The sequence below is a fragment of the Bordetella genomosp. 8 genome, assembly GCF_002119685.1.
In the GTDB taxonomy this organism is placed as follows: domain Bacteria; phylum Pseudomonadota; class Gammaproteobacteria; order Burkholderiales; family Burkholderiaceae_B; genus Bordetella_C.
Genome location: NZ_CP021108.1, coordinates 5,530,971 through 5,557,068, shown reverse-complemented (window position 1 = coordinate 5,557,068; position 26,098 = coordinate 5,530,971). Strand labels below are relative to the sequence as shown.

The window sequence follows — 26,098 nt, the reverse complement described above, 5'->3', positions numbered from 1 at the left end:
AGCCCCCGCCCGTGAGTCCCTCCCGCGTCTTCATCCTGCGGCCGGTCGCCACCACGCTGACGATGGTGGCGATCCTGATCGCCGGCCTGATCGCCTATCGGCTGCTGCCCGTCTCCGCGCTGCCGGAAGTCGATTACCCGACCATCCAGGTGGTGACGCTGTATCCCGGCGCCAGCCCGGACGTGATGACGTCGCTGGTGACTTCGCCGCTGGAGCGGCAGTTCGGCCAGATGCCCGGCCTGAACCAGATGTCTTCCACCAGTTCGGGCGGGGCATCCGTCATCACCCTGCAGTTCACGCTGGACATCTCGCTGGACGTGGCCGAGCAGGAGGTGCAGGCCGCCATCAATGCGGCGTCCAACCTGCTGCCGTCCGATCTGCCGCTGCCGCCCACCTACAACAAGGTCAACCCGGCCGACGCGCCTGTGCTGACCCTGGGCATCACGTCGCCGACCATGCCGCTGCCGCAGGTGCGCGACCTGATCGATACGCGCATGGCGCAAAAGCTGTCGCAGATTCCCGGCGTGGGGCTGGTCAGCATCGCCGGCGGCCAGCGGCCGGCCGTGCGCATACAGGTGAATCCGCAGGCGCTGGCGGCCAACGGGCTGGCGATGTCGGACCTGCGCACCGCCATCGTCGCCGCCAACGTCAACCAGCCCAAGGGCAACCTGGACGGGCCGCGACGGTCGACGACGATCAACGCCAACGACCAGTTGAAGGCGCCCACCGACTATAACGACCTGATCATCGCCTATCGCAACAATGCGCCGCTGCGGCTGTCGGACGTGGCCAAGGCGGTGCAGGGCGCCGAGGACGTGCGCCAGGCCGCGTGGGCCGGCGACAAGCCGGCGGTGCTGCTGAACGTGCAGCGCCAGCCGGGCGCCAACGTCATCGACGTGGTGAACCGCATCAACGCGCTGCTGCCGCAGCTGCGATCATCGCTGCCCGCCACGCTGGACGTGACCGTGGTGGCCGACCGCACCCAGACCATCCGGGATTCCATCGCCGACGTGCGCTTCGAAATGCTGCTGTCGATCGGGCTGGTCGTCATGGTGACCTTCCTGTTCCTGCGCAGCCTGACGGCCACGCTGATCCCCAGCGTGGTGGTGCCGCTGTCGCTGATCGGTACGTTCGGCATCATGTACCTGGCCGGCTTCAGCATCAACAACCTGACCTTGATGGCGCTGACCATCGCCACGGGCTTCGTGGTGGATGACGCCATCGTCATGATCGAAAACATCGCGCGCCATCTGGAAGAAGGCGAAACGCCATTGCAGGCGGCGTTGAAGGGCGCGGGCCAGATCGGCTTCACGCTGATCTCGCTGACGTTCTCGCTGATCGCGGTGCTGATTCCCCTGCTGTTCATGACCGAGGTGGTGGGCCGCCTGTTCCGCGAGTTCGCCATCACGCTGGCGGTGTCCATCCTGATCTCGCTGCTGGTGTCGCTGACCCTGACGCCCATGATGTGCGCGCGGCTGCTGAAGCCCGAAGGCAAGCCGGCGCGCGACGCCGCGGGCCGGCCGCTGCCGGACGATGGCGTGCCCACGGCGCCGGGCCAGCCGGCGCGGCCGGTGGCCCAGCACGGCCGTTTCCATCGATGGACGGGCGCGGCCATCGATCGCACGATCGCCGGCTACGACCGCATGCTGCGGGTCGTGCTGAACCACCAGCCCTTGACGCTGCTGGTGGCGCTGGCCACCTTCGCGCTGACGGTGCTGCTGTACGCCGTCGTGCCGAAAGGCTTTTTCCCGCCGCAGGACACCGGCCTGATCCAGGCCATCACGCAAGGGCCGCAGACCATTTCCTTCCAGGCCATGGCGGAACGCCAGCAGGAGGCCGCCCGCGTCATCCTGGCCGATCCGGACGTGCAGACCGTGTCGTCGTTCATCGGCGTGGACGGCAGCAACGCCACCCTGAGCGCCGGGCGCATCCAGATCGCGCTGAAGCCGCGCGAGCAACGCGAAGGCTCGATGCCCGAAGTCCTGGCGCGCCTGCGCCAGTCGCTGGCCAAGGTGCAGGGCATGACGGTCTATATGCAGCCGGTGCAGGACCTGACCATCGAGGACCGCATCGCCCGCACGCAATACCAGCTGACGCTGTCCAATCCCGACCTGCAGATGCTGAGCGCCTGGACGCCCCGCGTGGTCGAGCGGCTGCGCCAGTTGCCGCAGCTGGCCGACGTGACCGACGACCTGCAGGACGAGGGCCTGGAAACGTATATCGACATCGACCGCGACGCGGCATCGCGCCTGGGCATTACCGCCGCGGTGATCGACGAGGCCCTGTACAACGCCTTCGGGCAACGCCTGATTTCCACCATCTTCACGCAATCGGCGCAGTACCGGGTCGTGCTGGAGGTGCAGCCACAGTTCAGCCGCGGCCCCGACGCGCTGGCACAGATCTATGTGCCGACGGCCGCCGGCACGCAGGTCCCGCTGACCAGCGTGGCGCGCATCAGCGAATCCAGCACGGTGCTGGCGATCAACCGGCTGGACCAGTTCCCCATGGTGACGGTGTCGTTCAACCTGGCGCCCGGCGCTTCGTTGTCGGACGCCGTGGCGGCCATCCATGCCGCCGAACAGGACATGGGCCTGCCCGCCGGCATCGAAACGCGCTTCCAGGGCGCGGCGCAGGCCTTCCAGAATTCCTTGACCAGCACACTGTGGCTGATCCTGGCCGCGATCGTCACCATGTACATCGTGCTGGGCGTGCTGTATGAAAGCTTCATCCACCCGGTGACCATCCTGTCGACCCTGCCGTCGGCCGGGGTCGGCGCGCTGCTGGCGCTGCTGCTGACGCGCACCGAGCTGGACATGATAGGCATCATCGGCATCATCCTGCTGATCGGGATCGTCAAGAAGAATGCGATCATGATGATCGATTTTGCCCTGGAAGCCGAGCGCAAGCGCGGCCTGCCGCCGCGTGAAGCCATTCACGAAGCGGCGTTGCTGCGCTTCCGGCCCATCCTGATGACGACGCTGGCGGCCTTGTTCGGCGCGGTGCCGCTGATGCTTTCGACCGGTACGGGATCGGAGCTGCGCCAGCCGCTGGGCCTGGTGATGGTGGGCGGCCTGCTGGTCAGCCAGGTGCTGACGCTGTTCACCACGCCCGTCATCTACCTGATGTTCGACCGCCTGGCCCGCCGCTGGCGCAAGCGGCCGCAGACCGGCACCGCCGAGGCGCAGCGATGATCCTGTCGGCGCCCTTCATCGTGCGCCCGGTGGCGACCACGCTGCTGGCGCTGGCGGTCGTGCTGGCGGGTTCGCTGGCCTTCCGCCTGCTGCCGGTGGCGCCGCTGCCCGAAGTGGATATTCCGACGATCTCCGTCACGGCCAGCCTGCCGGGCGCCAGTCCGGAGACCATGGCGTCCAGCGTGGCGACACCGCTGGAACGCGCGTTGGGCGCCATCGCCGGCGTGACGGAGATGACGTCCAGCAGCACGCAGGGATCGACGCGCATCACGCTGCAGTTCGACCTGAGCCGCGATATCGACGGCGCCGCGCGCGACGTGCAGGCCGCCATCAATGCGTCGCGCACGCTGCTGCCCAGCGGCCTGAAAAGCAATCCCACCTATCGCAAGGCGAATCCGTCGGCCGCGCCCATCATGACGCTGGCGCTGACGTCCAGCACGCACACACAGGGCGAGCTGTATGACCTGGCGTCGACCATCGTGGCGCAGAAGCTGTCGCAGGTGAACGGCGTCGGCGACGTGACCGTGGGCGGCAGCTCGCTGCCGGCCGTGCGGGTCGAGGTGCTGCCCGGCGCGCTGACGAATCGCGGCGTGTCGCTGGACGAGGTGCGTACCGCGCTATCGAATGCCAACGCCAACCGGCCCAAGGGCTTCATCGAGAACGGTGATTACCAGTGGACCATCATGGCCAGCGACCAGTTGAGCAAGGCCGCGCAGTACCGGCCGCTGATCGTGGCGTGGCGCGATGGCGCGCCCGTGCGGCTGTCCGACGTGGCCACGGTCGAGGATTCGGTCGAGGACCTGTTCCAGACCGGTTTCTACAACGAACGCAAGGCCATCCTGCTGATCGTGCGCCGCGAGGCCGCGGCCAACATCATCAAGGTTGTCGACGACCTGCGCGAGGAGCTGCCGCAGCTGCAGGCGCAGATGCCCGGCGACGTGGAGATCCGGGTGGCGCAGGACCGTTCGCCCAGTATCCGCGCCTCGCTGCACGAGGCCGAGCTGACGCTGGCGATCGCCGTCGGCCTGGTCATGATCGTGGTGCTGGTGTTCCTGCGGCGGGTGCGCGCGGCGCTGATACCCAGCGTGGCGGTGCCGGTGTCGCTGATCGGCACCTTCAGCATCATGTACCTGTGCGGCTACACGCTGAACACCATTTCGCTGATGGCGCTGATCGTCGCCACGGGCTTCGTCGTGGACGATGCCATCGTGGTGCTGGAAAACATCATGCGCTACATCGAAAAAGGCATGCCGCCGGTGCGCGCCGCCATGCGCGGCGCGCGCGAGGTCGGCTTTACGGTGCTGTCGATGAGCCTGTCGCTGGTGGCCGTGTTCATTCCCATTCTGTTGATGGGCGGGGTGGTGGGACGCTTCTTCCGCGAGTTCGCCGTTACGCTGTCGGCATCCATCCTGGTGTCGCTGGTGACGTCGCTGACGCTGACGCCGATGATGTGCGGCAAGCTGCTGCGCGCCGAACGCCCGGAGAGTGAGCGCGAAGGCGCCGCCGGCGACCGCCGCCATCCCGGCCGCGTCCGCGCGCTGCTGGCGCGGATGGGCCAGTGGTCCGAGCGCGGCTTCCAGCGGCTGAGCGACGGCTATGCGCGCTCGCTGGGCTGGACGCTGAACCACGGGCCCCTGGTCATGGTGGTGCTGCTGCTGACGGTGTGCCTGAACGTTTACCTGTACGTCATCGTGCCCAAGGGCTTTTTCCCGAACCAGGATACGGGCCAGTTGCTGGGCTTTTTCCGGGTCGACCAGGGGACCTCTTTCCAGGCGACGGTGCCCAAGTTGGAGTACATGCGCAAGGTCGTGCTGTCGGATCCCGCCGTGCAGAGCATGACCGGCTACGCCGGCGGGCGCGGCGGCAGCAACAGCAGCTTCATGCAGATCCAGCTCAAGCCGCTGTCCGAACGCGGCGTGTCGGCGGACGTGGTGATAGAACGTCTGCGCGGGCGTTTGCAGAGCATTCCCGGCGCGCGCATGTTCCTGGTGGCGCAGCAGGATATCCGCATCGGCGGACGGGCCAGCAGTACGGGCTCGTACGACTATGCCCTGATGGCCAGCGATCTGTCGATGCTGCGCACCTGGATGCCGCGCGTGCAGCAGGCCCTGGCAACGTTGCCGGAACTGGTGGACGTGGATACGGACGTCGAGGACAAGGGCCAGCAGGTCAATCTGGTGATCGACCGCGAAGCGGCGACGCGGCTGGGGGTCAGCATGTCGGATATCTCGGCCGTGCTGAACAACTCCTTCAGCCAGCGGCAGGTGTCGGTCATGTACGGGCCGTTGAACCAGTATCACGTGATATTGGGCGTGCCGCAGAGTTTCGCGCAGGACGCGCAGTCGCTGCGCAAGGTCGACGTGGTGACCAGCACGGGCGCCCGCGTGCCGCTGGCGTCGTTCGCGTCCTTCGAGGTGGGTAGCGCACCGCTGAGCGTGCAGCATCAGGGCCTGTTCGTGGCCGACACGATTTCGTTCAGCCTGGCGCCGGGCGTGTCGCTGGGCCAGGCCAGCGAGGCCATCGACAACGCCGTGGCGCGCATCGGCCTGCCGACGGACCAGATCCAGGCCAGCTTCCAGGGCACCGCGGCGGCGGCCCAGCAGACCCAGCAACAGCAGCCGCTGCTGATACTGGCGGCGCTGGTGACCATGTATATCGTGCTGGGCATCCTGTACGAAAGCTTCGTGCACCCGTTCACGATCCTGTCCACATTGCCATCCGCCGGCATCGGCGCCCTGCTGGCGCTGATGGTGATGCGCAGCCAGTTCACGGTGATCGCGCTGATCGGGGTGTTCCTGCTGATCGGGATCGTCAAGAAGAACGCCATCATGATGGTGGACTTCGCGCTGGCTGCCGAACGCGGCCAGGGACTGATGCCGCGCGAAGCCATCTTCCAGGCCTGTGTGACGCGATTCCGCCCCATCATGATGACCACCCTGGCGGCCATCATGGGCGCGATCCCCCTGGTGGTCGCGACCGGCACGGGCGCCGAGATCCGCCAGCCGCTGGGTATCACCATCGTCGGCGGGCTGGTGGTCAGCCAGGTGTTGACCCTGTACACCACGCCCGTCGTTTATCTCTATCTGGATCGTTTGCGCCACTGGGCGCGGCGACGCCGCGCCGCGCGCGCCGTCGCGCCTTCCACGGATTATTCATGAGCCGTTCGTTGACCCGTCCGTCGACCCTATCGACGCAGCTTACGTCGCAGCGTTTTCCGATCCGCGGCCGGCCGCGTGCCAGGCTGGCGCGGATGGTCTCGATGCTGGGCCTGTGCGGCGCCCTGGCGGCCTGCGCGGTCGGCCCCGATTACGTGCGTCCGGCGGTGGACGTGGGGACGCAGTTCAAGGAAGGCCAGGAAGATACGCCGGGCTGGAAGCCGGCGCAGCCCAATGAACTGGCGGATCGCGGCGCGTGGTGGCGGGTCTATCAGGATCCCATCCTGGACGACCTGATGCGGCAACTGGACGCCGCCAACCTGGACATCGCGCAGGCCGAGGCGAACTATCGACAGGCGCAGGCGCTGGTGCGCGGCGCGCGCTCGGCCTTGTTCCCGACGGTAGGCGTGGGCGCGGGCGTGACCCGTTCGGGCGGCGGGGCGGGGTCATCGGGCGCCGGCGGCACCGTCGGCAATACCTATTCGCTGACCGGCTCCGTCAGCTGGGAAGCCGACATCTGGGGTTCGGTGCGGCGCTCCGTCGAAGCCAGCCGGGCCGGGGCGCAGGCCAGCGCCGCGGACCTGGCGGCCGCGCGGCTCAGCGCGCAAAGCACCCTGGCGCAGAACTACTTCCAGTTGCGCGTGCTGGACGAGCAGGACCGCCTGCTGCGGGAAACCGTGGAGACCAACGAGAAGTCCCTGCAGTTGACCGTGAACCGCTACAACGCCGGCGTGGCCGCCAAGTCGGACGTGGCGGTTGCCCGCACGCAACTGGAGAACACGCGCGCGCAGTGGGTGGACCTGGAATGGCAACGCGGGCAGTTCGAGCATGCCATCGCCGTGCTGGTCGGCCAGCCGCCATCGAAGCTGTCGCTGTCGCGCATGTCGTTCACGCAGAAGGTGCCGGCGATTCCGGTCGGCCTGCCGTCGCAACTGCTGGAACGCCGGCCCGACGTCGCCGGCGCGGAACGCCGCACGGCGCAGGCCAATGCGCAGATCGGGGTGGCGCAGGCGGCCTGGTTCCCGGATCTGACGCTGAGCGCCGACGGCGGTTTCCGCAGCGGGCAGTTCGCGCAGTGGCTGACCGCGCCGGCGCGCTTCTGGTCGATCGGGCCGGCCCTGGCGCAGACGCTGTTCGACGCCGGCTTGCGGGCGTCCCAGGTCGAATCGGCGCGGGCCGCCTACGATGCGCAGGCGGCTGCCTACAGGCAGGTTGTGCTGGGCGCGCTGCGTGAGGTGGAAGACACCATGATCCAGCTGCGGGTCTACGATCGCGAACAGCAGGTGCAGCAACGGGCGCTGGAAGCGGCGCGCGAATCGTTGCAACTGACGCGCAATCAGTACCAGCAAGGGCTGGTGGATTACCTGAGCGTGGCGGTGCTGGAAAACACCGCCTTGAGCTCCGAGCGACAGGCGATTTCGCTGATGGGCAACCGGCTGGTCGCCAGCGTGCAGCTGATCGCGGCGCTGGGCGGCGGCTGGGATGGCGATGTCGATGCGCCGACGATGTCGCAGGCGTCCGCGGCTGCGGGTGCGTCGGCGACGACACCAGCGCCAACGTCGCCAGCGCCTACGCCTATGCCCGCGACAACGCAGGCGCCTATGCCTGCGCCGGGAAAACAGCCCTGATCGCCGCGATGCCGTGGGCGCCGTGCTCGCGCGCGGCGGCCATGGTGTCCGGTCCCTGTCCGCCGATCGCATAGGCGGGCAGGCCGGCATCCCGGTTGATGTCCATGAAGGCTTGCCAGCCCAGGCCCGCCTGTCCCGGATGGCTGGCGGTTTCGGCCACCGGGCCCACCACTGCAAAATCCGCGTCCAAGGTCCGCGCCTGCGCCATCTGCGCGGCGTCGTGCACCGATACGCCGACCCAGTAGCCGTCGCGTGCCAGCGGCCGTTGCGCCAGCGCAGCGGCATCCGCGGCGCGCAGGTGCACGCCATCGGCCTCCGTCCACCAGGACTGCGGATGGACGCTGTTCACCAGCACGCGCGCCCCGGCCGTCCGGCATACGCGCAACACGTCCTGCAAGGCCTGATGCAGGCTGGCGGACGCGGGGCCGTCCGGCCAGCCCGGCTCGCGTAGCTGCACCAGCCGCACCCCACGCTCCAGCGCATGGCGCAGCCGCGCCATGAAGCCCGGCAACCCCGCCGGACTCCCGATGTTGCTGATGCCGTAGATATCCGGCAGGCGCAGCCAGCGCAAAGGCGGCAAGGTCGCGGGCAGCAATTGCCCCACGCCCTGCGCATGCGCCGGATCCACCCATTCCAGCCGCTGGTTCTCCAGCCCGCGCGGCTCGCCCCGCCAGCCGGTCACCCGGCAGAAGGCCAGGCGCACGGTGGTGTGGGGATAGGCATGCACGTAGGTGACCCAGCGCGTCGCCGCGGTCACCTGTATGCCCAGCTCTTCATCCAGCTCGCGCGCCAGCGCCTCCAGCACGCTTTCGCCGGGCTCGAGCTTGCCGCCCGGCAATTCCCACCAGCCCGCCCAGGGCTTGCCTTCCGGCCGTTGCCCCAGCAGCAGCTTGCCATCCGGCCGCAGGATCAGCCCGGCCGCGACGTCGAGTATCTGCTCAGACATGCCGCGCCGCCCAGTCGCGCGCGAACTGATACGCCACGCGGCCCGACCGCGAGCCGCGCTCGATGGTCCATTGCAGCGCTTCGGTGCGGGATTCTTCGATGTGTTCTTCCGGGCAACCCAGTTCGCGCAGCCAGTGGCGCACGATGTCCAGGTAGTCGTCCTGGCGGAAGGGATAGAAGGACAGCCACAGGCCGAAGCGTTCGGACAGCGAGATTTTTTCTTCCACGGTTTCGCCGGGATGGATCTCCCCGTCGGGCTGGTGCTTGGCCTGCAGGTTTTCGCTCATGTATTCCGGCATCAGGTGCCGGCGGTTGGACGTGGCGTAGATCAGCACGTTGTCGCCGGACGCCGCCACCGAGCCATCCAGCACGGACTTGAGCGCCTTGTAGCCGGCTTCGCCTTCTTCGAAGGACAGGTCGTCGCAGAAAACGATGAAGCGTTCCGGCCGCGCATCGACCAGTTCGACGATGTCCGCCAGGTCGCCCAGGTCGGACTTGTCGACTTCGATCAGGCGCAGGCCGCGCGGCGCGTACGCGGCCAGCATGGCCTTGACCAGGGAGCTCTTGCCGGTCCCGCGCGCGCCGGTCATCAGCACGTTGTTGGCGGGCTTTTTCTCCAGGAACTGCTGGGTGTTGCGATCGATGATGGCCTTCTGGCGCTCGATGTGTTGCAGGTCTTCCAGATCGATGCGAGCGACGTGCCGCACGGCGTCCAGCCAGCCGCGGGAGCCGCGCTTGCGCCAGCGGAAGGCGTGCGCGTTCCAGTCGATGTCGGGCGGAGCGGGCGGAAGATACGCTTCGAGTTGCGCCAGCACGCGCTCGGCGCGGGCGATCAGGTTGGTGAAGTCGGGAGCAGCGTTCACGAGCGTGATTCCAATTGCGTCGATCAGGACCGGTAGTCCGCGTTGATGCTGACGTACTCGTGCGAGAAGTCGCAGGTGTACACGGTGTCGGCGACCTGGCCGCGGCCCAGCGCGATGCGCACGAGGATCTCGGCCTGCTTCATCACCCGCTGGCCGTCTTCTTCCTGGTAGTCGGGATTGCGCCCACCCTGCGTGGCGACCAGCACGTCGTCCAGCCACAGGCGCAGCCGGCTGACGTCCAGGTCGTCGATACCGGCGTAGCCCACCGCCGCCAGGATGCGGCCCAGGTTGGGATCGGAAGCATAGAACGCCGTCTTGACCAGCGGCGAATGGGCCACGGAATAGGCGACCTTCAGCGCTTCTTCCGTGGTGCCGGCTTCTTCCACCCGTATCGTGATGAACTTGGTGGCGCCTTCGGCATCGCGCACGATCTTCTGCGCCAGTTCGGCGGCGGCATCGCCCAGGGCCTTGGCCAGTTCCGCATAGTGCGGATCGTTTTCGCTATCCACGCGCAGGCCCGACTGGCCGGTGGCGATCACGATGAAGGAATCGTTGGTGGAGGTATCGCCGTCGACCGTGATGCGGTTGAAGGACAGATCGGCGATCTGGCGCGTCAGCTTTTCCAGCAAGGGGCGCGCGAAGCCGGCGTCGGTCGCCAGGAAGCCCAGCATCGTCGCCATATTCGGCCGGATCATGCCGGCGCCCTTGCTGATGCCCGTGATGGTGACAGTCTTGCCGCCGATGGTCCTGCGCGACGAGGCGATCTTGGGCAGGGTGTCGGTCGTCATGATGCCGTGCGCGGCATTCATCCAGTTGTCCGGTGCCAGCGCCGCGATGGCGCGGGGCAGGCCGGCGACCAGGCGATCGACCGGCAGGGGCTCCAGGATCACGCCGGTGGAGAAGGGCAGGACCTGGGTCGGCTTGATGTTCAGCAGGCCGGCCAGCGCCTTGCAGGTTTCGTGCGTGCGGGCCAGGCCGTCCGCCCCCGTGCCCGCGTTGGCGTTGCCGGTATTGATCACCAGCGCGGTGATCGCGTCGCCGCTCGCCAGATGGCTTTCGCACACCTGAACGGGCGCGGCACGGAAACGGTTGCGCGTGAACACCCCCGCCACGGTCGCGCCGCCGGCCAGGCGGAATACGGTCAGGTCCCGCCGTCCGGCCTTGCGGATGCCGGCTTCGGCGACGCCGATCTCGACGCCGGCCACGGGATGAATTTCGGATTCGGAAGGGATCTTCAGATTGACGGCCATGTATGCGGTCTCTGTGGCGGTCGCGGCGGACCGGCGGTGGACGAATCGCCGCTCCTTGCGTCGGGCGTGCATGCCCGCGACGGCGCGCGTAAGCGGCGGAAAAGTCGCCTATTATCCCAGCCTTTTGCGCCAGGACTGTGAACCGGTGCTAAGGGGTCGTGCCGATGGCGGCGACGTCCAGCACGCCGGCGGCGCGGTTGCTCATCACGCCGCGCACCGTACCGTCCGGCGCCTGCAGCACCGATTTGCCCGACGGCACGTCGTCGCCGTCGTCGCGGCCGGCGGAGCGGCCGCGCGAGGGGCTGAAGACCAGGTCGCCCGGCTTGGCGCCGGCCACCGCCGCGCCGGCCGTCGCCACCCGCGTACCGGCGGGATAGGTCATCGGTCCCAGCACGTATTCCCGGGCCAGGCTGCCTTCGAACCAGACCAGCTTGCGCGCGCGGTCCAGGCGCAGGTCCGCCTTGAGCAGCGGCATGCCGGCGATCGAGGAAGCTTCGCTGCCATCGGTGCGCAACAGCCAGCCGTCCACATGCTGGAAGTCGCTGGCCGGGCGGGCGCCCTGGCGCAGCGCCACCCAGGTGCCGGCCGGCAAGGGTTGTCCATCCAGCTGGTTGCCCGCGGCCAGATGGCAGCTGCTGAAGCGCAGCGCCCCGTCTTCGCCCGGCTTGAATTCGACCTTGTGGCCGCGCGTGCAGCGCCAGCCGTCGGCGGCTTCGTCCACCGGCAAGGTGCCAGACGCGCCGGTAGCGCGGTATTCCCGCGCGCCGGCCTTGGCCAGGTAGCGCTGCAGGCCGATCACGGGCATGCCGGCGACGGGCACCGGGCGGGGAAAGCGCGCCGCTTCGAAGGTGTCCGGTTGTCCGGCCACCCGCACCAGCAGGCGCGTGCCGGCCGGCATATCGATGCCCGCCAGCGTGCGCGGGCCGTCCAGGACCATGGTGTGGGCGGCTTCCTCCGCCGCGGCCTGGCGGCCGTCGATCCAGTGCAGCGCAAGGCGTGCGGGGAAGATGCCGCCGATCACGGCCAGGGCCAGCATCGCCACCGCGTTGCTGCGCGGCCGGGCGCGCAGGCGCAGCCGGGCCTGGCGGTTGGTGCAAAGCACGGCGATCCACGTCAGCAACGTCGCCAGGCAGACCAGCGAAACGGCCAGCATGGGATAGAAGTTGCCGCCGGGCAGCGCGACCGGAATCATCGGGGTTTTGACGGATCGTTGAGGAAGTCAGGTGGACGGCCGCGCGCGGGCGCGGCTGGCCACGACCTGGAGTTTAAGCTCTCCGAGCGTCTGAAAGAGCGCGTGGCGGCTGCTTTCCGGTAAACCCGACAATAAATCCTTCACCCAGGCCTCGTGCGCCCGCGCCATGCGGGCGAAGGTCCTGCGTCCCAGGGGGGTCAACTTGATCAGCGAGCTGCGGCGGTCGGACGCCACCTTGGTGCGCATGACCAGGCCTTCCTTTTCCAGCTGATCGGTGATGCCGGTGATATTGCCGTTGGTCACCATCATGTGGCGCGACAGCTCGCCCATCTTCATGCCCTTGGGCGCGCGCTGCAGTTGCGCCATCAGGTCGAAGCGCGGCAGGGTGGTGTCGAATTCGGCGCGCAGGCGGCCGCGGATTTCGCCTTCCACCAGGTTGGCGCAGGTCAGCAGGCGCAGCCAGAGGCGCAGCGCGTGGTGATCGTCCGGCGCGGCGCGCGACTCCAGGTCGGGGGCCTGGGTCATGGCTGGGGCGCGGCGCCGTCGGTCGGCCGGGCGGGTTGCGCCGCCGTGTCCGGCCCGGCCGCGGACAATCCCATCTGGGCGAAGATGGCACGGGTGATCGGCGCGTCCGGGTCGTTCAGGCGCAACACGATGTCGAAGTGGTTGCTGCCCGGGGTCGCCACATAACGGGCGTCGCCTCCACGGGCGCGCAGCGCGTCCACGTAATCGCGGGTCTGCCGCTTGAACTCGTCGGTTTCGTTTTCGCCATGGCTGGCGACCACCGGACAGGGCCTGGCCGGCAGGTGCAGCATCGGGCTGTTGCGGGCGGCGTCTTCCGGCGTCAGGCGCATCCAGTCATTGATGTGCGTATGCACCAGCGGCGTCATGTCGAACAGTCCGGACAGCGGCGCGGCGCCGCGCACGATATCGGCCGGCACGCCGTAGCGGGCCTGCCAGTCGTCGGTCAGCAGCATGCCGGTCAGGTGGCCGCCGGCCGAACTGCCGCCGACGTGGATGCGGGCGGGATCGCCGCCATGGGCGGCGACATTGCGGTGCAGCCAGGCCATGGCGCGGCGTATCTGGTCGACGATATGGTCCAGCGTGACCGCCGGCGCCAGGGAATAATTCACCGCCACCAGCATGGCGCCGGCGCGCGTGAAGGCGGGCGCCATGCTGCTGGAGTCGTCCTTGGACAGCAGCCGCCAATAGCCGCCATGCAGGAAGACGAAGACCGGCGCCGGTCCTGTGGACGCGCGTGCGCGCTCGGCGGCGGGGAAGATGTCCAGCGTTTCGTCGGGATGATCGCCATAGGCCACATCCAGCATGCATGGCAGGGTGGCGCGCGCCCGCGCGCTTTCTTCGGCATACTGGCGCGTGATGACGCTGAAATCCGGTACCGTGGCGCGTGCGTTGTACTGGTCGTCCAGCGCGGCGCGATCGTAGTCGCGATAGAGAGTGGCCATGGGGGTATTGGTAAAAACCCTAGACTTGTTCCGCACATTACTTTAAACCTAAACTATGTCGGACGCCAGCGCGCAGGGGGAATTTCTAGCGCCGGCGGTCTCTGGAATCGCATCCCACACTTTCAAGAACCGGCCGGCGCGGCTCGCGCCAGGAGCATCGCATGCGTTTCATCCCGTCTCTACTCGCGGCCGTCGCGCTGCTGCCCGGCATCGCTTCCGCGGACGCCATCAAGGTCGGCATCGCCAATGACATTTCCGGCCCGTTCTCGGCCCTGGGCGCCGAAGCGCGCGATGGCTTCAACCTGGCCATCAAGCAACTGGGCGGCAAGCTGGGCGGCCAGCCCGCCGAATTCCTGCAGACCGATATGGGCGGCAATCCGGACCAGGCGCGCCAGTTGGTGACCCGGTACATCCAGCGTGAGAAGGTCGACTTCTTTACTGGACCGATAGGCTCGAACGTGGCGCTGGCCGTCGGCCCCGCGCTGTTCGCCGCCAAGGTGCCCTATCTATCCAACAATCCGGGGCCCAGCCAGTATGCCGGCGAGCAATGCAACGCCTACTGGTTCGGCACGGCTTACCAGAACGACGCGTTCCATGAGGTCGCCGGCAAGATGGCGGCCGATCGCGGCTACAAGAAGATGCTGATCATCGCGCCCGACTATCCCGCGGGCCGCGATGCCTTGACCGGCTTCAAGCGGGGCTACAAGGCGCCGGTGGCCGACGAGATCTACACCAAGCTGGGCCAGCTGGACTATGCCGCGGAGCTGGCCCAGGTGCGCGCCGCCAAGCCGGATGCCGTCTACATCTTCCTGCCCGGCGGCATGGGCATCAACTTCATCAAGCAGTTCGTCGGCGCGGGGCTGAAGAACGGGATCGCACTGGTCGGCCCCGGCTTTTCCGCCGACGAGGACGTGATCCAGGCCGTGGGCGCCGATATGGTGGGCATGTACAACACCGCCCAGTGGGCGCATGACCTGGACGTGCCGGCCAACAAGGACTTCGTCGCCGCCTTCCGCAAGGAATACAACGGCCGCTATCCCTCGCTGTACGCCGCCCAGGCCTACGACGTGATCATGGCCATGGACGCGGCGGTGCGCCAGAGCGGCGGCAAGGCGGGGGATCGCCAGGCGATCATCGCGGCCCTGGCCAAGGCGGACTTTCCGTCGGTGCGCGGCAAGTTCACGTACGGGGTCAATCACTATCCCATCCAGGCGTACTACACGCGCGTGGTGGACAAGGACGGTAGCGGCCGCGTGACCAACAAGCTGGTGGGCAAGGCCGTGGATCATTACCAGGACGTCTACGTCGGCCAGTGCAAGCTCTGACGGCGCCATGGGATACACGCTGGTTCTGGAGCAGCTGCTGAACGGCCTGCAATTCGGGTTGATGCTGTTCCTGATCGCCGCCGGGCTGACGCTGGTGTTCGGGATCATGGACATCCTGAACCTGGCCCACGGTTCGCTTTACATGGCCGGGGCCTATGTCGCCGCGGAAACCATGCAGCGCACCGGCTCCTTCCTGGCCGCCGTGTGCGTGGCCGCGGTGGCCACGGGCATCATCGGCGCGCTGCTGGAGCTGGTGCTGATACGGCGGCTGGCGGTGCGCGACCACCTGGCGCAGGTGCTGGGCACGTATGCGGTGATCCTGATCGCCGGCGACCTGGTCAAGATGATCTGGGGGCCCGCGCCCGTGATGCTGGCGACGCCGGCCGCGCTGAGCGGGCCGGTGCGGCTGCTGCCCGACCTGATGTATTCCTCCTACAGGCTGATGATCATCGCCGTGGGCCTGCTGGTGGCGCTGGGCCTGTATGCCTTCGTCACCCGCACCCGCGCCGGCGTGCTGGTGCGCGCGGGCGCATCCAACCGCCAGATGGCCACCCTGATGGGCGTGCGCGTGCCGCTGCTGTTCCTGGGCGTTTTCTGCCTGGGCGCCATGCTGGCCGCGGTGGCCGGCGCGCTGTTGGGGCCGTTGACGGCCGTCCAGGTGGGCATGGGCGAAGACATCCTGATCCTGGTGCTGGTGTGCATCGTGATCGGCGGCATCGGCTCCATACGCGGGGCTTTCGTCGGCGCGTTGCTGGTCGGCATGGTGGATACCGCCGGGCGTGCCTTCCTGCCGCTGCTGCTGCGGCAGGTCTTCGCGCCATCGGTCGCCGGCAGCGTCGGCCCGACGCTGGCCGCGCTGTCCATTTACCTGTTGATGGCGGTGGTGCTGGTGTTCCGGCCCGCGGGCCTCTTCCCCGCGCGCGGTTGATCATGCGGCATACGTGGCTGTGGGCGGTGGTGGGTGTGGCGGTGCTGGCCTTGTTCCCGCTGGTGGCGCCGATGGTGGGCCTGGACTTCTATATTTCCTTCGTCCGGCGCGTGCTGATTTTCGCGCTGGCCGTCGCGGGCCTGAATCTGGTGCTGGGCTATGGCGGCATGGTCGCCCTGGGGCACGCCGCCTTTTTCGGGGCGGGGGCCTACGCGGCCGCGATGCTGGGCGTGGCCGGCGTGCGCTCCGCGTTCGTGGTCTGGCCGGCGGCCGTGGCGCTGGCCGCGCTGCTGGCGTGGATCATCGGCGCGATATCGCTGCGCACGCGTGGCGTGTACTTCATCATGATCACGCTGGCCTTCGCGCAGATGTTGTTCTATGTCTTCATTTCGCTGCGCCAGTATGGCGGCGAGGATGGCCTGAACCTGCCGGGTCCGGTCGCCTTGCCCGGCGTCGACCTGGGCGCCGACGTGCCGTTCTACTACACGGTGCTGCTGCTGTTCGTGGTGCTGTCGGCGCTGCTTAACCGGCTGGTGGCTTCGCGTTTCGGCGCCGCCCTGCAAGGCGTGCGCGAAAACGAGTCGCGCATGGAGGCCCTGGGCTATCCGGTGTATCGCATCAAGCTGACGGCCTTCGTCATCGGCGGCGCCGTGGCCGGCCTGGCCGGCGCCTTGCTGGCCAACAACAATCTGTTCGTGTCGCCGAACCTGATGCATTGGACCCAGTCGGCCAATCTGCTGATCATGGTGCTGGTGGGCGGCATGGGGTTCCGCTATGGCGGCCTGGCCGGCGCGGCGCTGATGTTGACGCTGGAAGAAGTGCTGCGGATGTGGACGGAATACTGGCACTTGCCGCTGGGCCTGGTATTGCTGCTGGTGGTTTTCGCCGCGCCGCGCGGCCTGGCGGGGCTGGTGGCGCCGTGGTTCGGCGCGCGCGGCCGCGCGCCGGGCGCCGACGAGGAGGCGCGGCCGGCCACGCCGCGGGATGCAGCGGTTGCGACAGCGGGGGCGCCGGCGATGTATGCCGCCCCGGCCACACCGGGCACACCGGCCGCACCGGCCACACCGGCTATACCAGCCACAGCGGCCGCAGCGCCCAGGTCCGCCGACGCCGCGCCCCCGGCGCTGCAAGCCCAGGGGCTGGTGAAACGTTTCGGGGCCCTGGTGGCGACCGATTCCCTGTCGCTGACCTTGCTGCCCGGCGAGATACACGCGGTGATCGGCCCGAACGGCGCTGGCAAATCCACCTTGATCCATCTGCTGTCCGGCACGCTGCCGCTGGACGCCGGCGTCCTGCTGCTGAATGGCGTGGATACCACGCGCATGCCGGCGCATCGCCGCGTGGCCGCCGGCCTGTCGCGCTCCTATCAGATCACCAATATATTCAAGCGCTTCCCGGTCCGGGACAATCTGCTGCTGGCCGTCCAGGCCCATGACGGCGGTGGCCTGGGCGGCTGGCGACCGCGCGCGGACGACCGCGCCTTGTACGCCGCCGCGCGGGCGCTGGCCCGCGAATGCGGGCTGGAGGCCGATCAGTTGGACAGGGTGGCCGGCACTTTGCCGCACGGCGAGCAGCGCAAGCTGGAATTCGCCCTGGCGCTGGCCGCCCGCCCCAGCGTGCTGCTGCTGGACGAGCCGATGGCCGGCATGGGGCCGGATGAAACCGCCCGCCTGACCGAGCTGATCGAAACCATGCGCGGACGCGCCGCCATGCTGCTGGTCGAACACGACATGCAAGCCGTATTCCGTCTGGCCGATCGCATCTCGGTGCTGGTCTACGGCCGCATCATCGCCACGGGGACGCCGGATCAGATCCGCAACGACCCGGCCGTGCGCCAGGCTTACCTTGGAGACGAGATGGACGCAAGCCCGCTCGCCGCGGCATGACGCCTGGCGCCGGTCGCGGGCCGGCAAGCAGCCCGCCGTTGCTGGAAATGCGCGACGTGCAGAGCGGCTATGGCGCCAGCCAGGTGCTGTTCGGCGTGGACCTGTCCATCGGCGCCGGCGAAGTCGTCACGCTGCTTGGGCGCAACGGCATGGGCAAGACCACGCTGCTGCGCACGCTGTACGGGCAACTGCCGCTGAAATCCGGCCGCATCGGTTTCGATGGACAGGAGATAGGCGGATGGGCCACCGACCGCGTCGCGCGCGCCGGGATCGCCATCGTGCCGGAAGGGCGGCAATGCTTTCCGAACCTGACTGTGCGCGAGCACCTGACCGCCTTCGCCACCCGGCGCGCCCGCCTCGCGGCGGCGGCCGATGCCGCGATCTGGACGCCCGAGCGGGTCTGCGCCATGTTCCCGCGTCTGGCCGAACGCGCAGGCCACATGGGCAACCAGTTGTCCGGCGGCGAGCAGCAGATGCTGGCCATCGGGCGGGCGCTGGTCACCAACCCCCGCCTGCTCATACTGGACGAGGCCACCGAAGGCCTGGCCCCCAAGGTGCGCGAGGAAATCTGGGCCTGCCTGGCGCGCTTGCGCGCAGCCGGCCAGACCATCCTGGTCATCGACAAGTACGTGGACAGGTTGCTGGCCCTGGCCGACCGCCACGTCATCCTGGAGCGCGGCCGCATCGTCTGGACCGGCGATTCTGGCGAGCTGGACGCGGATCGCGGGCTGTGGACGCGGTACCTGGGAGTGTGAACCCGCCGCCGCGCCTGGCCGGACCCGCCCGCGCTTGCTTTCCTCATGGCGACGCAAAGAAACGACATTAAAACGTACACGATCGCTGTTTTGCGCCGCCTTGACGCAAGTCCACCCGTTAAGCCGCTTGGAGCAGCCATAATTGGCTTTTCTTCAGGGGTAATCCGCAAGGATCGGCCCTCTACACTTAGACTCGACCGTACGTGGCCCCGCGGGGGGCGCGACGCCGGTAGGACACCACAGCCGTGTCGATGCATGGTGCAGTAACGGCGTGGTGGAAGGAAAAAGTTCATGGCGAAGTTAGGTTTGCGAGCAAAATCCTTGCTCGCCCTTGTGCTGGCATGCCTGCTGGCGCTGATCCCCACCGTCTTGCTGGGCTGGCACGCCATGGAGCAGGTGCGCGAGCACTTCGGACGGGCTTACGCGGACAATTTCGCCCTGCTGAGCCGCCAGCGCATCCTGGCCCCCATCACGCGCGAGCTGGCGCTGTCGCAGCGGCTGGTCGATTCCCAGTTGACCACCGACTGGATGCTGGACGAAGACAACGCCGCCAAGCGCGCGCGCTTCTTCAAGGAGGCCGAGGGCTATCGCACCGCCCTCCGTTCGCATGCCTATTTCGTGATCAACGCCGCCAGCGGCAAGTATTACTTCAATGAAGCGGACAAGCCGTTCTCCGACGCGCCGCGCTACCAGCTGCGGCCCAACGATCCGGAAGACCGCTGGTTCTACGACAGCCTGAAGGCGCCGGCCGGTTACAACATCAACGTCAATCCGGACGCCAAGCTCAAGCTGACGCGGGTCTGGTTCAACGTCATCCTGCGCCATGACGGCCAGCCGCTGGCCATCGGCGGTGCCAGCCTGGACCTGAGCGAGTTCCTGCGGGAATTCGTCGGCAGCGGCGAGCCCGGCGTGACCCCCATGATTATTGATGAGCAGGGCAATATCCAGGCTCATCCCGACCCCACCCTGATCGATTTCAATTCGGGCGTGGCGGCCGGCGGCGCGGAAAAGCGTGGCCGGGTGTTTACCCTGATCCAGGATGACCCCGGGCGCGCCGCGATGGAGCAGGCGCTGCGCGACGCGCCGAAGACACCGGATGTCGCCCAGACCATCTGGGTGCGCATGCAGGGCAAGCGCCAGCTGATGTCGGTCTCCTACGTTCCGGAACTGCATTGGTACGTGCTGGCCGCCGTCGACCTGCACGCCGCGCGCATCGTCGATACCGCCGGGCTGTGGCCCGCGGCGGCCGCGCTGGTGCTCCTGATCGGTGGCCTGCTGGCCGCCTTCGGCTACGCCGTCAATCGCCTGGTGCTGCGTCCCATCCGCAACCTGCAGCAGTCGGCGCGCGCGATTGCCGACGGCCGCTATGACGTGCGCCTGCCGACGGGGGGCGCCGACGAGATCGGCGACCTCAGCCGCGCCTTCGGCGTCATGGCCGAAAAGGTGCGTACCCATACCCAGGAACTGGAAACCAAGGTGCGCGAGCGCACCCGGGCGCTGGAAGCCGCCAACCAGGCCATGGCCAGCGCGAACAAGAAGATCGGCGATTCCATCGACTATGCCAGCCTGATCCAGCAGGCCATCCTGCCACGGCGGCAGATGGCCCAGTCCCTGGGCGCTCGCCATTTCGTCATGTGGAAGCCGCGCGACGTGGTGGGCGGGGATTTCTACGTCTTCCAGGCTGACGGCGACAACTGCCTGCTGGGCGTCATGGATTGCGCCGGCCACGGCGTGCCGGGGGCGCTCATGACCATGCTGGTGCGGGCCGCCGTGGACGTGGCGATCGCCGAAGCCGGGCCCTCCGACCCGGCCGGCATCCTGACGCGCACCGATGCCGCCATCCGGGGCATGCTGGCCGATATGCAGCTGCCCAACGCCCTGGCCACCAACACCGACGCCGGACTCGTTTATATTGACCGCGCTGCCGGCCATGTGTTGTTTTCCGGCGCCAAGATTTCGCTATACGAAAGCGACGGGGTCGAGTGCCGCGAGTATCGCGGGGCACGCCGCGCGCTGGGGGACAAGCGCCAGGGCGAATACGACAACCTGACGCTGCCCCTGCGGGCGGGGATGACGTTTTACCTGACCACCGACGGGTTCCTGGACCAGGCGGGAGGAGAACATGGGTTTGGCTTCGGCAGTACGCGATTTACCAACATGCTGACGGAAATTGCCCGTCTGCCGCTGGGTGCGCAGGCCGAAGCGCTGGATCGCGCCCTGCATCAATACCGGGGCGACTTGCCCCAGCGCGACGACATCACCATACTTTCCTTTCGCTTCGAATAACTTCCAGACGGATAGCCATGAAAGCTTCGGATCTTTATGCGCTGCGAGAGCGATTCAATCAGGACCGCACGCTGCTTTGTTTCAACGGGCCGATCTCGCGGAGCCTGATCGAGGAAATCGGCAACGCCCTGAAGAACTACCTGGAGACCCAGGAGGCCCGTCCGGCCGAAGCCATGGACGTGTTCTCCGCTTATATCGAGATGACGCAGAACATCCGGCAATACGCCCTGCAACAGGGCTATGGCGACGCCGACGCGGCGGCGACGGTGGTGATATCGCGAGACCAGGAAGGCCGTTACACGGTCAGCGCCGGCAATCGCGTCGAGCCCGCCGACGGCGAGCGGCTGGTGGCGCGGGTGCATCAGCTGGCGGCCATGGACAAGGCCGAACTGAAGGCCGCCTACAAGACACAGCTGCGCCAGCCACGCGACCCGGCCGCCACCACCGGCGCCGGCCTGGGCCTGATCGACCTGGCGCGGCGCGCCACGGCCGGCATCGAGGCTTCACTCAGCAGCCATGGCGACGGCCGTGCGTTTTTCAGTCTGAGCGTCGTCATCTGATCCGAATTGCCTCGAGCAACAACGCAAATGAAAGAACTCAATATTCCTGCTTCCCAGTCGACGCCGTCCATCGTGACCGACAGCGAGAACGGAAGCCTGCATCTCAGCGGTGATTCCTATCCGGAAAACTCCTTCGAGCTGTTCGGCCCGGTTATCCAATGGGTCGACGAGTATCTGGCGGCCACGCAGCGCGGGCTGACCGTTACGCTCGAGTTGCAGTACCTGAATACCAGCAGCGTCAAGGCCGTGATGGACATCTTCGACCTGCTGGAGGCCGCGCACGACAGCGGCCATCAGGTCTCCGTTACCTGGTACTACGACAGCCGCAACGAGCGGGTGGGCGAACTGGCCGAAGAGTTCAAGGAAGATTGTTCCTTCCCCTTCACGGTAGTCGGTCGCTGATGAAGAAGCGCTACCAGGATCTGGAGGCGCGCATCCAGTCCATGCTGGATGAGCCCGCCTACGCCGATCACCCGTTGCGGGGGGTGCTCGCGGATCTGTGGCAGCACACCAACGAACAGCTGGACCGGATCGAACGGATCTCGTATCTGTCCGACGCCTTCCAGATGATGGCGCGCCAGCGCGAGCTGGGGCTGGTGGCGCGCTATGACCGCGAATTGAAGCGTCTGGCCAAACTGGTGCGCATTTCCGACGGCTACCAGGAAATGATGCGCGACATGAACGCCGCGCTCAAGGAATCGTCCATCCGCGACCCGCTGACCAATCTGTTGAACCGGCGCGCGCTGATGGAGCGCATGAAGGAACTGTCCCTGACGGCCGATGCGGAGCAGCCGGCCTTCGTGGTGGCCATGCTGGATGTGGATCATTTCAAGCGCATCAACGACCGCTACGGCCACGACGCCGGCGACCGGGCGCTGACCCGCCTGGCGGACATCATGCGGGCCTCGGTGCGGGACAGCGACGACGTCGCGCGCTGGGGCGGCGAGGAGTTCCTGGTCTTGCTGCCCAACATCAGCCTGGAAGAAGGCGAGGCCGTCATCGACCGCATCCTGGCGGGCGTGCGCGGCAACACCATCGAAGTCGAAGGCGAGCAACTGCTGCTGACGGTCAGCGTGGGCATGGCCCTGCACCGCAACGGCGAAAGCGTTTCCACCACGCTGAGCCGGGCCGACCGGGCCCTTTATCTGGCCAAGCAGGCAGGCCGCGACCGCGTCGCCCTGGAGCGCCGCCCGGCTGCCTGACGCCGGCGGATCGCGCCCTTCTCCCTGCGCGCGCCGCGCGCCATCTCCGCAGAAACCCGTGTTGCACGCGGCTTCGCTCCGGGTATATATTTCAAGCCTAAACTATCCAGGCTTGAAACTCTCGGCCCTCGCGGCTGACCCGATCGCAGGTGACGCAATGAAGATAGTGTGCCTGGGCGGCGGCCCAGCCGGCCTGTATTTCGGTCTGTTGATGAAATTGCGCGACCCCGCCAACGAAGTCACGGTGGTCGAGCGCAACCGTCCGTACGACACCTTTGGCTGGGGCGTGGTCTTTTCCGACGCCACCATGGAAAACCTGCGCCGCGCCGACCCCGTATCCGCGCGCCAGATCAGCGACGCCTTCAATCATTGGGATGACATCGACATCCATTTCAAGGGCCGTACGCTGCGTAGCGGCGGTCACGGCTTCATCGGTATCGGCCGCAAGAAGCTGCTGAACATCCTGCAGGCACGCTGCGAGGAAGTGGGCGTCAAGCTGGTATTCGAAACCGTGGTGGAGGACGACCAGGCGCTGGCCCGGCAATACGATGCGGACCTGGTGATCGCTTCGGACGGCATCAACAGCCGGGTCCGCGCCACCTATGCCGACACCTTCCAGCCTGACATCGACCAGCGCCTGAACCGCTTCGTGTGGCTGGGGACGGAAAAGGCCTTCGACGCCTTCACCTTTGCCTTCGTCCAGACGCCGCATGGCTGGTTCCAGGCCCATGCGTATCGCTTCGAGCCGGGCCTGTCCACCTTCATCGTCGAAACGCCCGAGGCCACCTGGCGCGCGGCCGGGCTGGACACGATGACCCAGGAAGAGGGCATCCGCTATTGCGAAACCCTGTTCGCGCCCTGGCTGGACGGCAAGCCGCTGATGAGCAATGCCGGGCACCTGCGCGGTTCGGCCATCTGGATCCGCTTTCCGCGCGTGATCTGCCAGCACTGGGTGCACTGGAACCGTATCGACACCGCGCGCGGCCAGCGCGACATACCGGTCGTGCTGATGGGCGATGCCGCGCATACCGCGCATTTCTCCATCGGCTCGGGGACCAAGCTGGCGCTGGAGGATGCCATCGAACTGGCCGACCAGTTGGCGGCCAGCACGATGCCGGGGGACGACCAGGGCGCGGTCGGCCCGCTGCGTGCCGCGCTGCAGCGCTATGAAGACATCCGCGGCGTCGAAGTCCTGAAGATCCAGAACGCCGCGCGCAATTCCACGGAATGGTTCGAGCACGTCGATCGTTACGCCTGCCTGGAGCCCGAACAGTTCGCCTATTCCCTGCTGACGCGCTCGCAGCGGATTTCCCACGAAAACCTGCGCCTGCGCGATCCTGCCTGGTTGCAGGACTACGAGCACTGGCTGGCGGCGCGCGCCGATGCCCGCGCCGGTGCCCGCCCCGACATCGACGGCGCGCGAGGCGCGGAAGGCGGGACTTCCGAACGCCCGCCGCTGCCCATGCTGACGCCTTATGAAGCGCGCGGCGTGCGGTTGAAAAACCGCATCGTGGTGTCGCCGATGGCCATGTACGCCTGCACCGACGGCGTGCCGGGCGATTTCCATCTGGTGCATCTGGGCGCCAGGGCGCTGGGTGGCGCGGGACTCGTCATGGTGGAAATGACCTGCCCGTCGGCGGATGCCCGCATCACTCCGGGCTGCCCGGGCCTGTGGAACGACGAACAGGCGCGCGCCTTCGCCCGCATCGTCGCCTTCGTACACGGCAACAGCGATGCCCGCATCGGCATCCAGCTGGGACACGCCGGGCGCAAGGGCTCCACCCAGGTGGGCTGGCAACAGATGGATCACCCCCTGCCGGAAGGCAACTGGCCCCTGCTGTCGGCGTCGGCCTTGCCCTATCTGGCAGGCGTTTCGCAGACGCCCAAGGCCATGACGCGGCAGGACATGGACCGCGTGCGCGACGATTTCGTCGCGGCGACGCGGCGCGCGGCCGAGGCTGGTTTCGACTGGCTGGAACTGCACTGCGCGCACGGCTATCTGCTGTCCAGCTTCATTTCGCCGTTGACCAACTGGCGCGACGACGAATACGGCGGCGACCTGGATGCGCGGCTCCGCTATCCGCTGGAAGTCTTCGCCGCCGTGCGCGCCGCATGGCCGGCCAAGCGGCCACTGTCGGTACGGATCTCGGCCCATGACTGGGTCGAAGGCGGCATCACCGCGGACGACGCCGTGGAGATCGCGCGGCGCTTCAAGGCGGCTGGCGCCGATATGATCGACTGCTCCTCGGGACAGGTCAGTCCCGACCAGCATCCCGTGTACGGGCGCATGTACCAGACGCCCTTCGCCGACCGCATCCGCAACGAGGCCGGCATACCCACCATCGCGGTGGGCGCGATCTTCGAGGCCGATCATGTGAACGGCATCATCGCGTCGGGGCGCGCGGACCTGTGCGCGCTGGCGCGGCCGCACCTGGCCGACCCGGCCTGGACGCTGCGGGAAGTCGCGCGCGTGGGCTACACCGGCATCGATTGGCCGGTGCACTACCTGGCCGGCAAGCGCCAGCTGGAAACCAATTTCGCCCGTGCCGCCGCCGTCGCCGCGCCGGCGGGCGACGCCAGGAGCGATGCATGAGCGCACACGACGTATCCGCGGCCGGCGCTGGTGCCGGCGATGAGCGGGCCGACACCTCGCTCGCCGGTCGGCATGCCCTGGTCACCGGCGGCGGCCGGGGTATCGGTCTTGCCATCGCCGAACGGCTGCTGAGCGACGGTGCCGCCGTCACGCTGCTGGGCCGTGACGCGGCGTCCCTGGAAGAGGCCACGCGGGCGCTCGCGCAGCGGCACGACGCCACCGCCCGCGTCCACTGGCAGGCCGCCGACGTCACCGACCCCGACGCGCTGGCCGACGCCTTCGCACGGGCTGCCAGTGCATCCGGACCCATTGGCATCCTGGTCAACAACGCCGGCCAGGCGCGCAGCGAACGCTTCGACCGCACCGACGCCGCCTTGTGGGCAAGCATGCTGGCGGTCAACCTGACGGGCACCTTCCACTGCATACAGGCCGCGCTGCCCGGCATGCTGGCCGCGGGCTGGGGCCGTATCGTCAACGTCGCCAGCACGGCGGGACTGGCCGGCTATGCCTACGTCAGCGCGTATTGCGCGGCCAAGCACGGCGTCATCGGGCTGACCCGCGCGCTGGCGCTGGAAACCGCCGCCAAGGGCGTCACCGTGAACGCGGTGTGCCCGGGCTACACCGACACCGACATCGTCCGCGACGCCGTGCGCAACATCGTCGCCAAGACCGGCATGGACGAAGCGGGCGCGCGCGCCCGGCTGGCCGAACGCAATCCGCAGGGCCGGCTGGTGCAGCCACGCGAGGTCGCCCATGCCGTGGCTTGGCTGTGCCAGCCCGGCGCGGGCGCGATCAATGGCCAGGCCATCCCGGTGGACGGCGGCGAGATCATGGCGGGATAGCGACAGGAGACGAACAGTGAGCAATACCCTG

Annotated in this window: 19 protein-coding genes and 1 pseudogene; 14 read left to right on the top strand and 6 right to left on the bottom strand. The window is 67.8% G+C overall.

Translation table 11 applies throughout. The annotated features are described in order from the left end of the window. The first annotated feature begins 11 nt into the window (after positions 1 to 11). From CAL12_RS25100 to CAL12_RS25090, 3 genes are all read left to right on the top strand, one after another. Positions 12 to 3,191, top strand: coding sequence for an efflux RND transporter permease subunit (locus tag CAL12_RS25100; protein WP_086067084.1), 3,180 nt, complete (start codon positions 12 to 14; stop codon positions 3,189 to 3,191). After that, on the top strand, positions 3,188 to 6,349 hold the full coding sequence (locus CAL12_RS25095) for an efflux RND transporter permease subunit (protein ID WP_086067083.1): 3,162 nt from the start codon (positions 3,188 to 3,190) through the stop codon (positions 6,347 to 6,349). Before CAL12_RS25100 ends, CAL12_RS25095 begins: the two co-directional genes overlap by 4 nt. Before the next feature lie 92 nt (positions 6,350 to 6,441). Continuing rightward, positions 6,442 to 7,974 (top strand): efflux transporter outer membrane subunit, encoded by a 1,533-nt coding sequence (locus tag CAL12_RS25090; protein ID WP_086068110.1) that lies wholly within the window; start codon positions 6,442 to 6,444, stop codon positions 7,972 to 7,974. On the opposite strand, the gene CAL12_RS25085 is transcribed toward CAL12_RS25090, so the two are convergent. The 6 genes from CAL12_RS25085 to CAL12_RS25060 all read right to left on the bottom strand — a co-directional run bounded on the left by CAL12_RS25085 (position 7,946) and on the right by CAL12_RS25060 (position 13,690). Continuing rightward, a complete protein-coding gene (locus tag CAL12_RS25085) occupies positions 7,946 to 8,920 on the bottom strand; it encodes a Nudix family hydrolase (RefSeq protein WP_086067082.1) in 975 nt (324 codons plus the stop codon). The two genes, CAL12_RS25090 and CAL12_RS25085, sit on opposite strands and share 29 nt — an antisense overlap. Then, the gene (locus CAL12_RS25080) at positions 8,913 to 9,782 is read right to left on the bottom strand and encodes an ATP-binding protein (protein WP_086067081.1); all 870 of its coding nucleotides are present in this window, start codon (positions 9,780 to 9,782) and stop codon (positions 8,913 to 8,915) included. Before CAL12_RS25080 ends, CAL12_RS25085 begins: the two co-directional genes overlap by 8 nt. 23 nt (positions 9,783 to 9,805) lie before the next feature. After that, complete coding sequence (gene argJ / locus CAL12_RS25075; RefSeq protein WP_086068109.1) at positions 9,806 to 11,032, bottom strand: bifunctional glutamate N-acetyltransferase/amino-acid acetyltransferase ArgJ; 1,227 nt, start codon at positions 11,030 to 11,032, stop codon at positions 9,806 to 9,808. A 148-nt stretch (positions 11,033 to 11,180) separates the two neighbouring features. After that, positions 11,181 to 12,224 carry a hypothetical protein gene (locus CAL12_RS25070; RefSeq protein WP_086067080.1) on the bottom strand — a complete coding sequence of 348 codons (1,044 nt, stop codon included), beginning with the start codon at positions 12,222 to 12,224 and terminating at the stop codon, positions 11,181 to 11,183. Positions 12,225 to 12,251: 27 nt separating this feature from the next. After that, entirely contained in the window at positions 12,252 to 12,749 is a 498-nt protein-coding gene (locus CAL12_RS25065; protein WP_086067079.1) for a MarR family winged helix-turn-helix transcriptional regulator, read from the bottom strand. After that, positions 12,746 to 13,690 carry an alpha/beta hydrolase gene (locus CAL12_RS25060; protein ID WP_086067078.1) on the bottom strand — a complete coding sequence of 315 codons (945 nt, stop codon included), beginning with the start codon at positions 13,688 to 13,690 and terminating at the stop codon, positions 12,746 to 12,748. Before CAL12_RS25060 ends, CAL12_RS25065 begins: the two co-directional genes overlap by 4 nt. Before the next feature lie 161 nt (positions 13,691 to 13,851). Here CAL12_RS25060 and CAL12_RS25055 point away from each other — a divergent pair, with 161 nt between their 5' ends. The 11 genes and pseudogenes from CAL12_RS25055 (at position 13,852) to CAL12_RS25005 (ending at position 26,067) form a co-directional block, all read left to right on the top strand. Next, positions 13,852 to 15,015 (top strand): ABC transporter substrate-binding protein, encoded by a 1,164-nt coding sequence (locus CAL12_RS25055; protein ID WP_086067077.1) that lies wholly within the window; start codon positions 13,852 to 13,854, stop codon positions 15,013 to 15,015. A gap of 7 nt (positions 15,016 to 15,022) precedes the next feature. Then, positions 15,023 to 15,943: a branched-chain amino acid ABC transporter permease gene (locus tag CAL12_RS25050; protein WP_086067076.1), complete on the top strand. Its 921-nt coding sequence runs from the start codon at positions 15,023 to 15,025 to the stop codon at positions 15,941 to 15,943. A 2-nt stretch (positions 15,944 to 15,945) separates the two neighbouring features. Then, a pseudogene (locus CAL12_RS25045) lies at positions 15,946 to 16,887 on the top strand (branched-chain amino acid ABC transporter permease); the annotation flags it as partial. A 126-nt stretch (positions 16,888 to 17,013) separates the two neighbouring features. After that, a complete protein-coding gene (locus CAL12_RS25040) occupies positions 17,014 to 17,829 on the top strand; it encodes an ABC transporter ATP-binding protein (RefSeq protein ID WP_232464988.1) in 816 nt (271 codons plus the stop codon). A 47-nt stretch (positions 17,830 to 17,876) separates the two neighbouring features. Beyond that, on the top strand, positions 17,877 to 18,584 hold the full coding sequence (locus CAL12_RS25035) for an ABC transporter ATP-binding protein (RefSeq protein WP_420042801.1): 708 nt from the start codon (positions 17,877 to 17,879) through the stop codon (positions 18,582 to 18,584). 291 nt (positions 18,585 to 18,875) lie between these two features. Then, on the top strand, positions 18,876 to 20,870 hold the full coding sequence (gene siaA / locus CAL12_RS25030; RefSeq protein WP_086067075.1) for a biofilm regulation protein phosphatase SiaA: 1,995 nt from the start codon (positions 18,876 to 18,878) through the stop codon (positions 20,868 to 20,870). A 17-nt stretch (positions 20,871 to 20,887) separates the two neighbouring features. Continuing rightward, positions 20,888 to 21,430, top strand: a complete 543-nt coding sequence (siaB, locus tag CAL12_RS25025) for a biofilm regulation protein kinase SiaB (protein ID WP_086067074.1) — start codon at positions 20,888 to 20,890, stop codon at positions 21,428 to 21,430. 27 nt (positions 21,431 to 21,457) lie between these two features. Next, positions 21,458 to 21,832, top strand: coding sequence for a biofilm regulation phosphoprotein SiaC (siaC, locus tag CAL12_RS25020; protein ID WP_086067073.1), 375 nt, complete (start codon positions 21,458 to 21,460; stop codon positions 21,830 to 21,832). After that, on the top strand, positions 21,832 to 22,632 hold the full coding sequence (gene siaD, locus CAL12_RS25015) for a biofilm regulation diguanylate cyclase SiaD (RefSeq protein ID WP_086067072.1): 801 nt from the start codon (positions 21,832 to 21,834) through the stop codon (positions 22,630 to 22,632). The genes siaC and siaD overlap by 1 nt, the downstream gene beginning before the upstream one ends. 157 nt (positions 22,633 to 22,789) lie before the next feature. After that, complete coding sequence (locus tag CAL12_RS25010) at positions 22,790 to 25,225, top strand: bifunctional salicylyl-CoA 5-hydroxylase/oxidoreductase (RefSeq protein WP_086067071.1); 2,436 nt, start codon at positions 22,790 to 22,792, stop codon at positions 25,223 to 25,225. Next, the gene (locus CAL12_RS25005; protein WP_086067070.1) at positions 25,222 to 26,067 is read left to right on the top strand and encodes an SDR family NAD(P)-dependent oxidoreductase; all 846 of its coding nucleotides are present in this window, start codon (positions 25,222 to 25,224) and stop codon (positions 26,065 to 26,067) included. The genes CAL12_RS25010 and CAL12_RS25005 overlap by 4 nt, the downstream gene beginning before the upstream one ends. Positions 26,068 to 26,098 lie beyond the last annotated feature (31 nt).

Bases quoted from the DNA above. Each gene is read 5' to 3' on its own strand.
- CAL12_RS25085 (WP_086067082.1), bottom strand. From the start codon at position 8,920: ATGTCTGAGCAGATACTCGACGTCGCGGCCGGGCTGATCCTGCGGCCG.
- siaC (WP_086067073.1), top strand. From the start codon at position 21,458: ATGAAAGAACTCAATATTCCTGCTTCCCAGTCGACGCCGTCCATCGTG.
- siaB (WP_086067074.1), top strand. From the start codon at position 20,888: ATGAAAGCTTCGGATCTTTATGCGCTGCGAGAGCGATTCAATCAGGAC.
- argJ (WP_086068109.1), bottom strand. From the start codon at position 11,032: ATGGCCGTCAATCTGAAGATCCCTTCCGAATCCGAAATTCATCCCGTG.
- CAL12_RS25055 (WP_086067077.1), top strand. From the start codon at position 13,852: ATGCGTTTCATCCCGTCTCTACTCGCGGCCGTCGCGCTGCTGCCCGGC.
- CAL12_RS25090 (WP_086068110.1), top strand. From the start codon at position 6,442: ATGGTCTCGATGCTGGGCCTGTGCGGCGCCCTGGCGGCCTGCGCGGTC.
- siaA (WP_086067075.1), top strand. From the start codon at position 18,876: ATGGCGAAGTTAGGTTTGCGAGCAAAATCCTTGCTCGCCCTTGTGCTG.
- CAL12_RS25060 (WP_086067078.1), bottom strand. From the start codon at position 13,690: ATGGCCACTCTCTATCGCGACTACGATCGCGCCGCGCTGGACGACCAG.
- CAL12_RS25050 (WP_086067076.1), top strand. From the start codon at position 15,023: ATGGGATACACGCTGGTTCTGGAGCAGCTGCTGAACGGCCTGCAATTC.
- siaD (WP_086067072.1), top strand. From the start codon at position 21,832: ATGAAGAAGCGCTACCAGGATCTGGAGGCGCGCATCCAGTCCATGCTG.
- CAL12_RS25005 (WP_086067070.1), top strand. From the start codon at position 25,222: ATGAGCGCACACGACGTATCCGCGGCCGGCGCTGGTGCCGGCGATGAG.
- CAL12_RS25010 (WP_086067071.1), top strand. From the start codon at position 22,790: ATGAAGATAGTGTGCCTGGGCGGCGGCCCAGCCGGCCTGTATTTCGGT.
- CAL12_RS25035 (WP_420042801.1), top strand. From the start codon at position 17,877: ATGCGCGACGTGCAGAGCGGCTATGGCGCCAGCCAGGTGCTGTTCGGC.
- CAL12_RS25070 (WP_086067080.1), bottom strand. From the start codon at position 12,224: ATGATTCCGGTCGCGCTGCCCGGCGGCAACTTCTATCCCATGCTGGCC.
- CAL12_RS25095 (WP_086067083.1), top strand. From the start codon at position 3,188: ATGATCCTGTCGGCGCCCTTCATCGTGCGCCCGGTGGCGACCACGCTG.
- CAL12_RS25065 (WP_086067079.1), bottom strand. From the start codon at position 12,749: ATGACCCAGGCCCCCGACCTGGAGTCGCGCGCCGCGCCGGACGATCAC.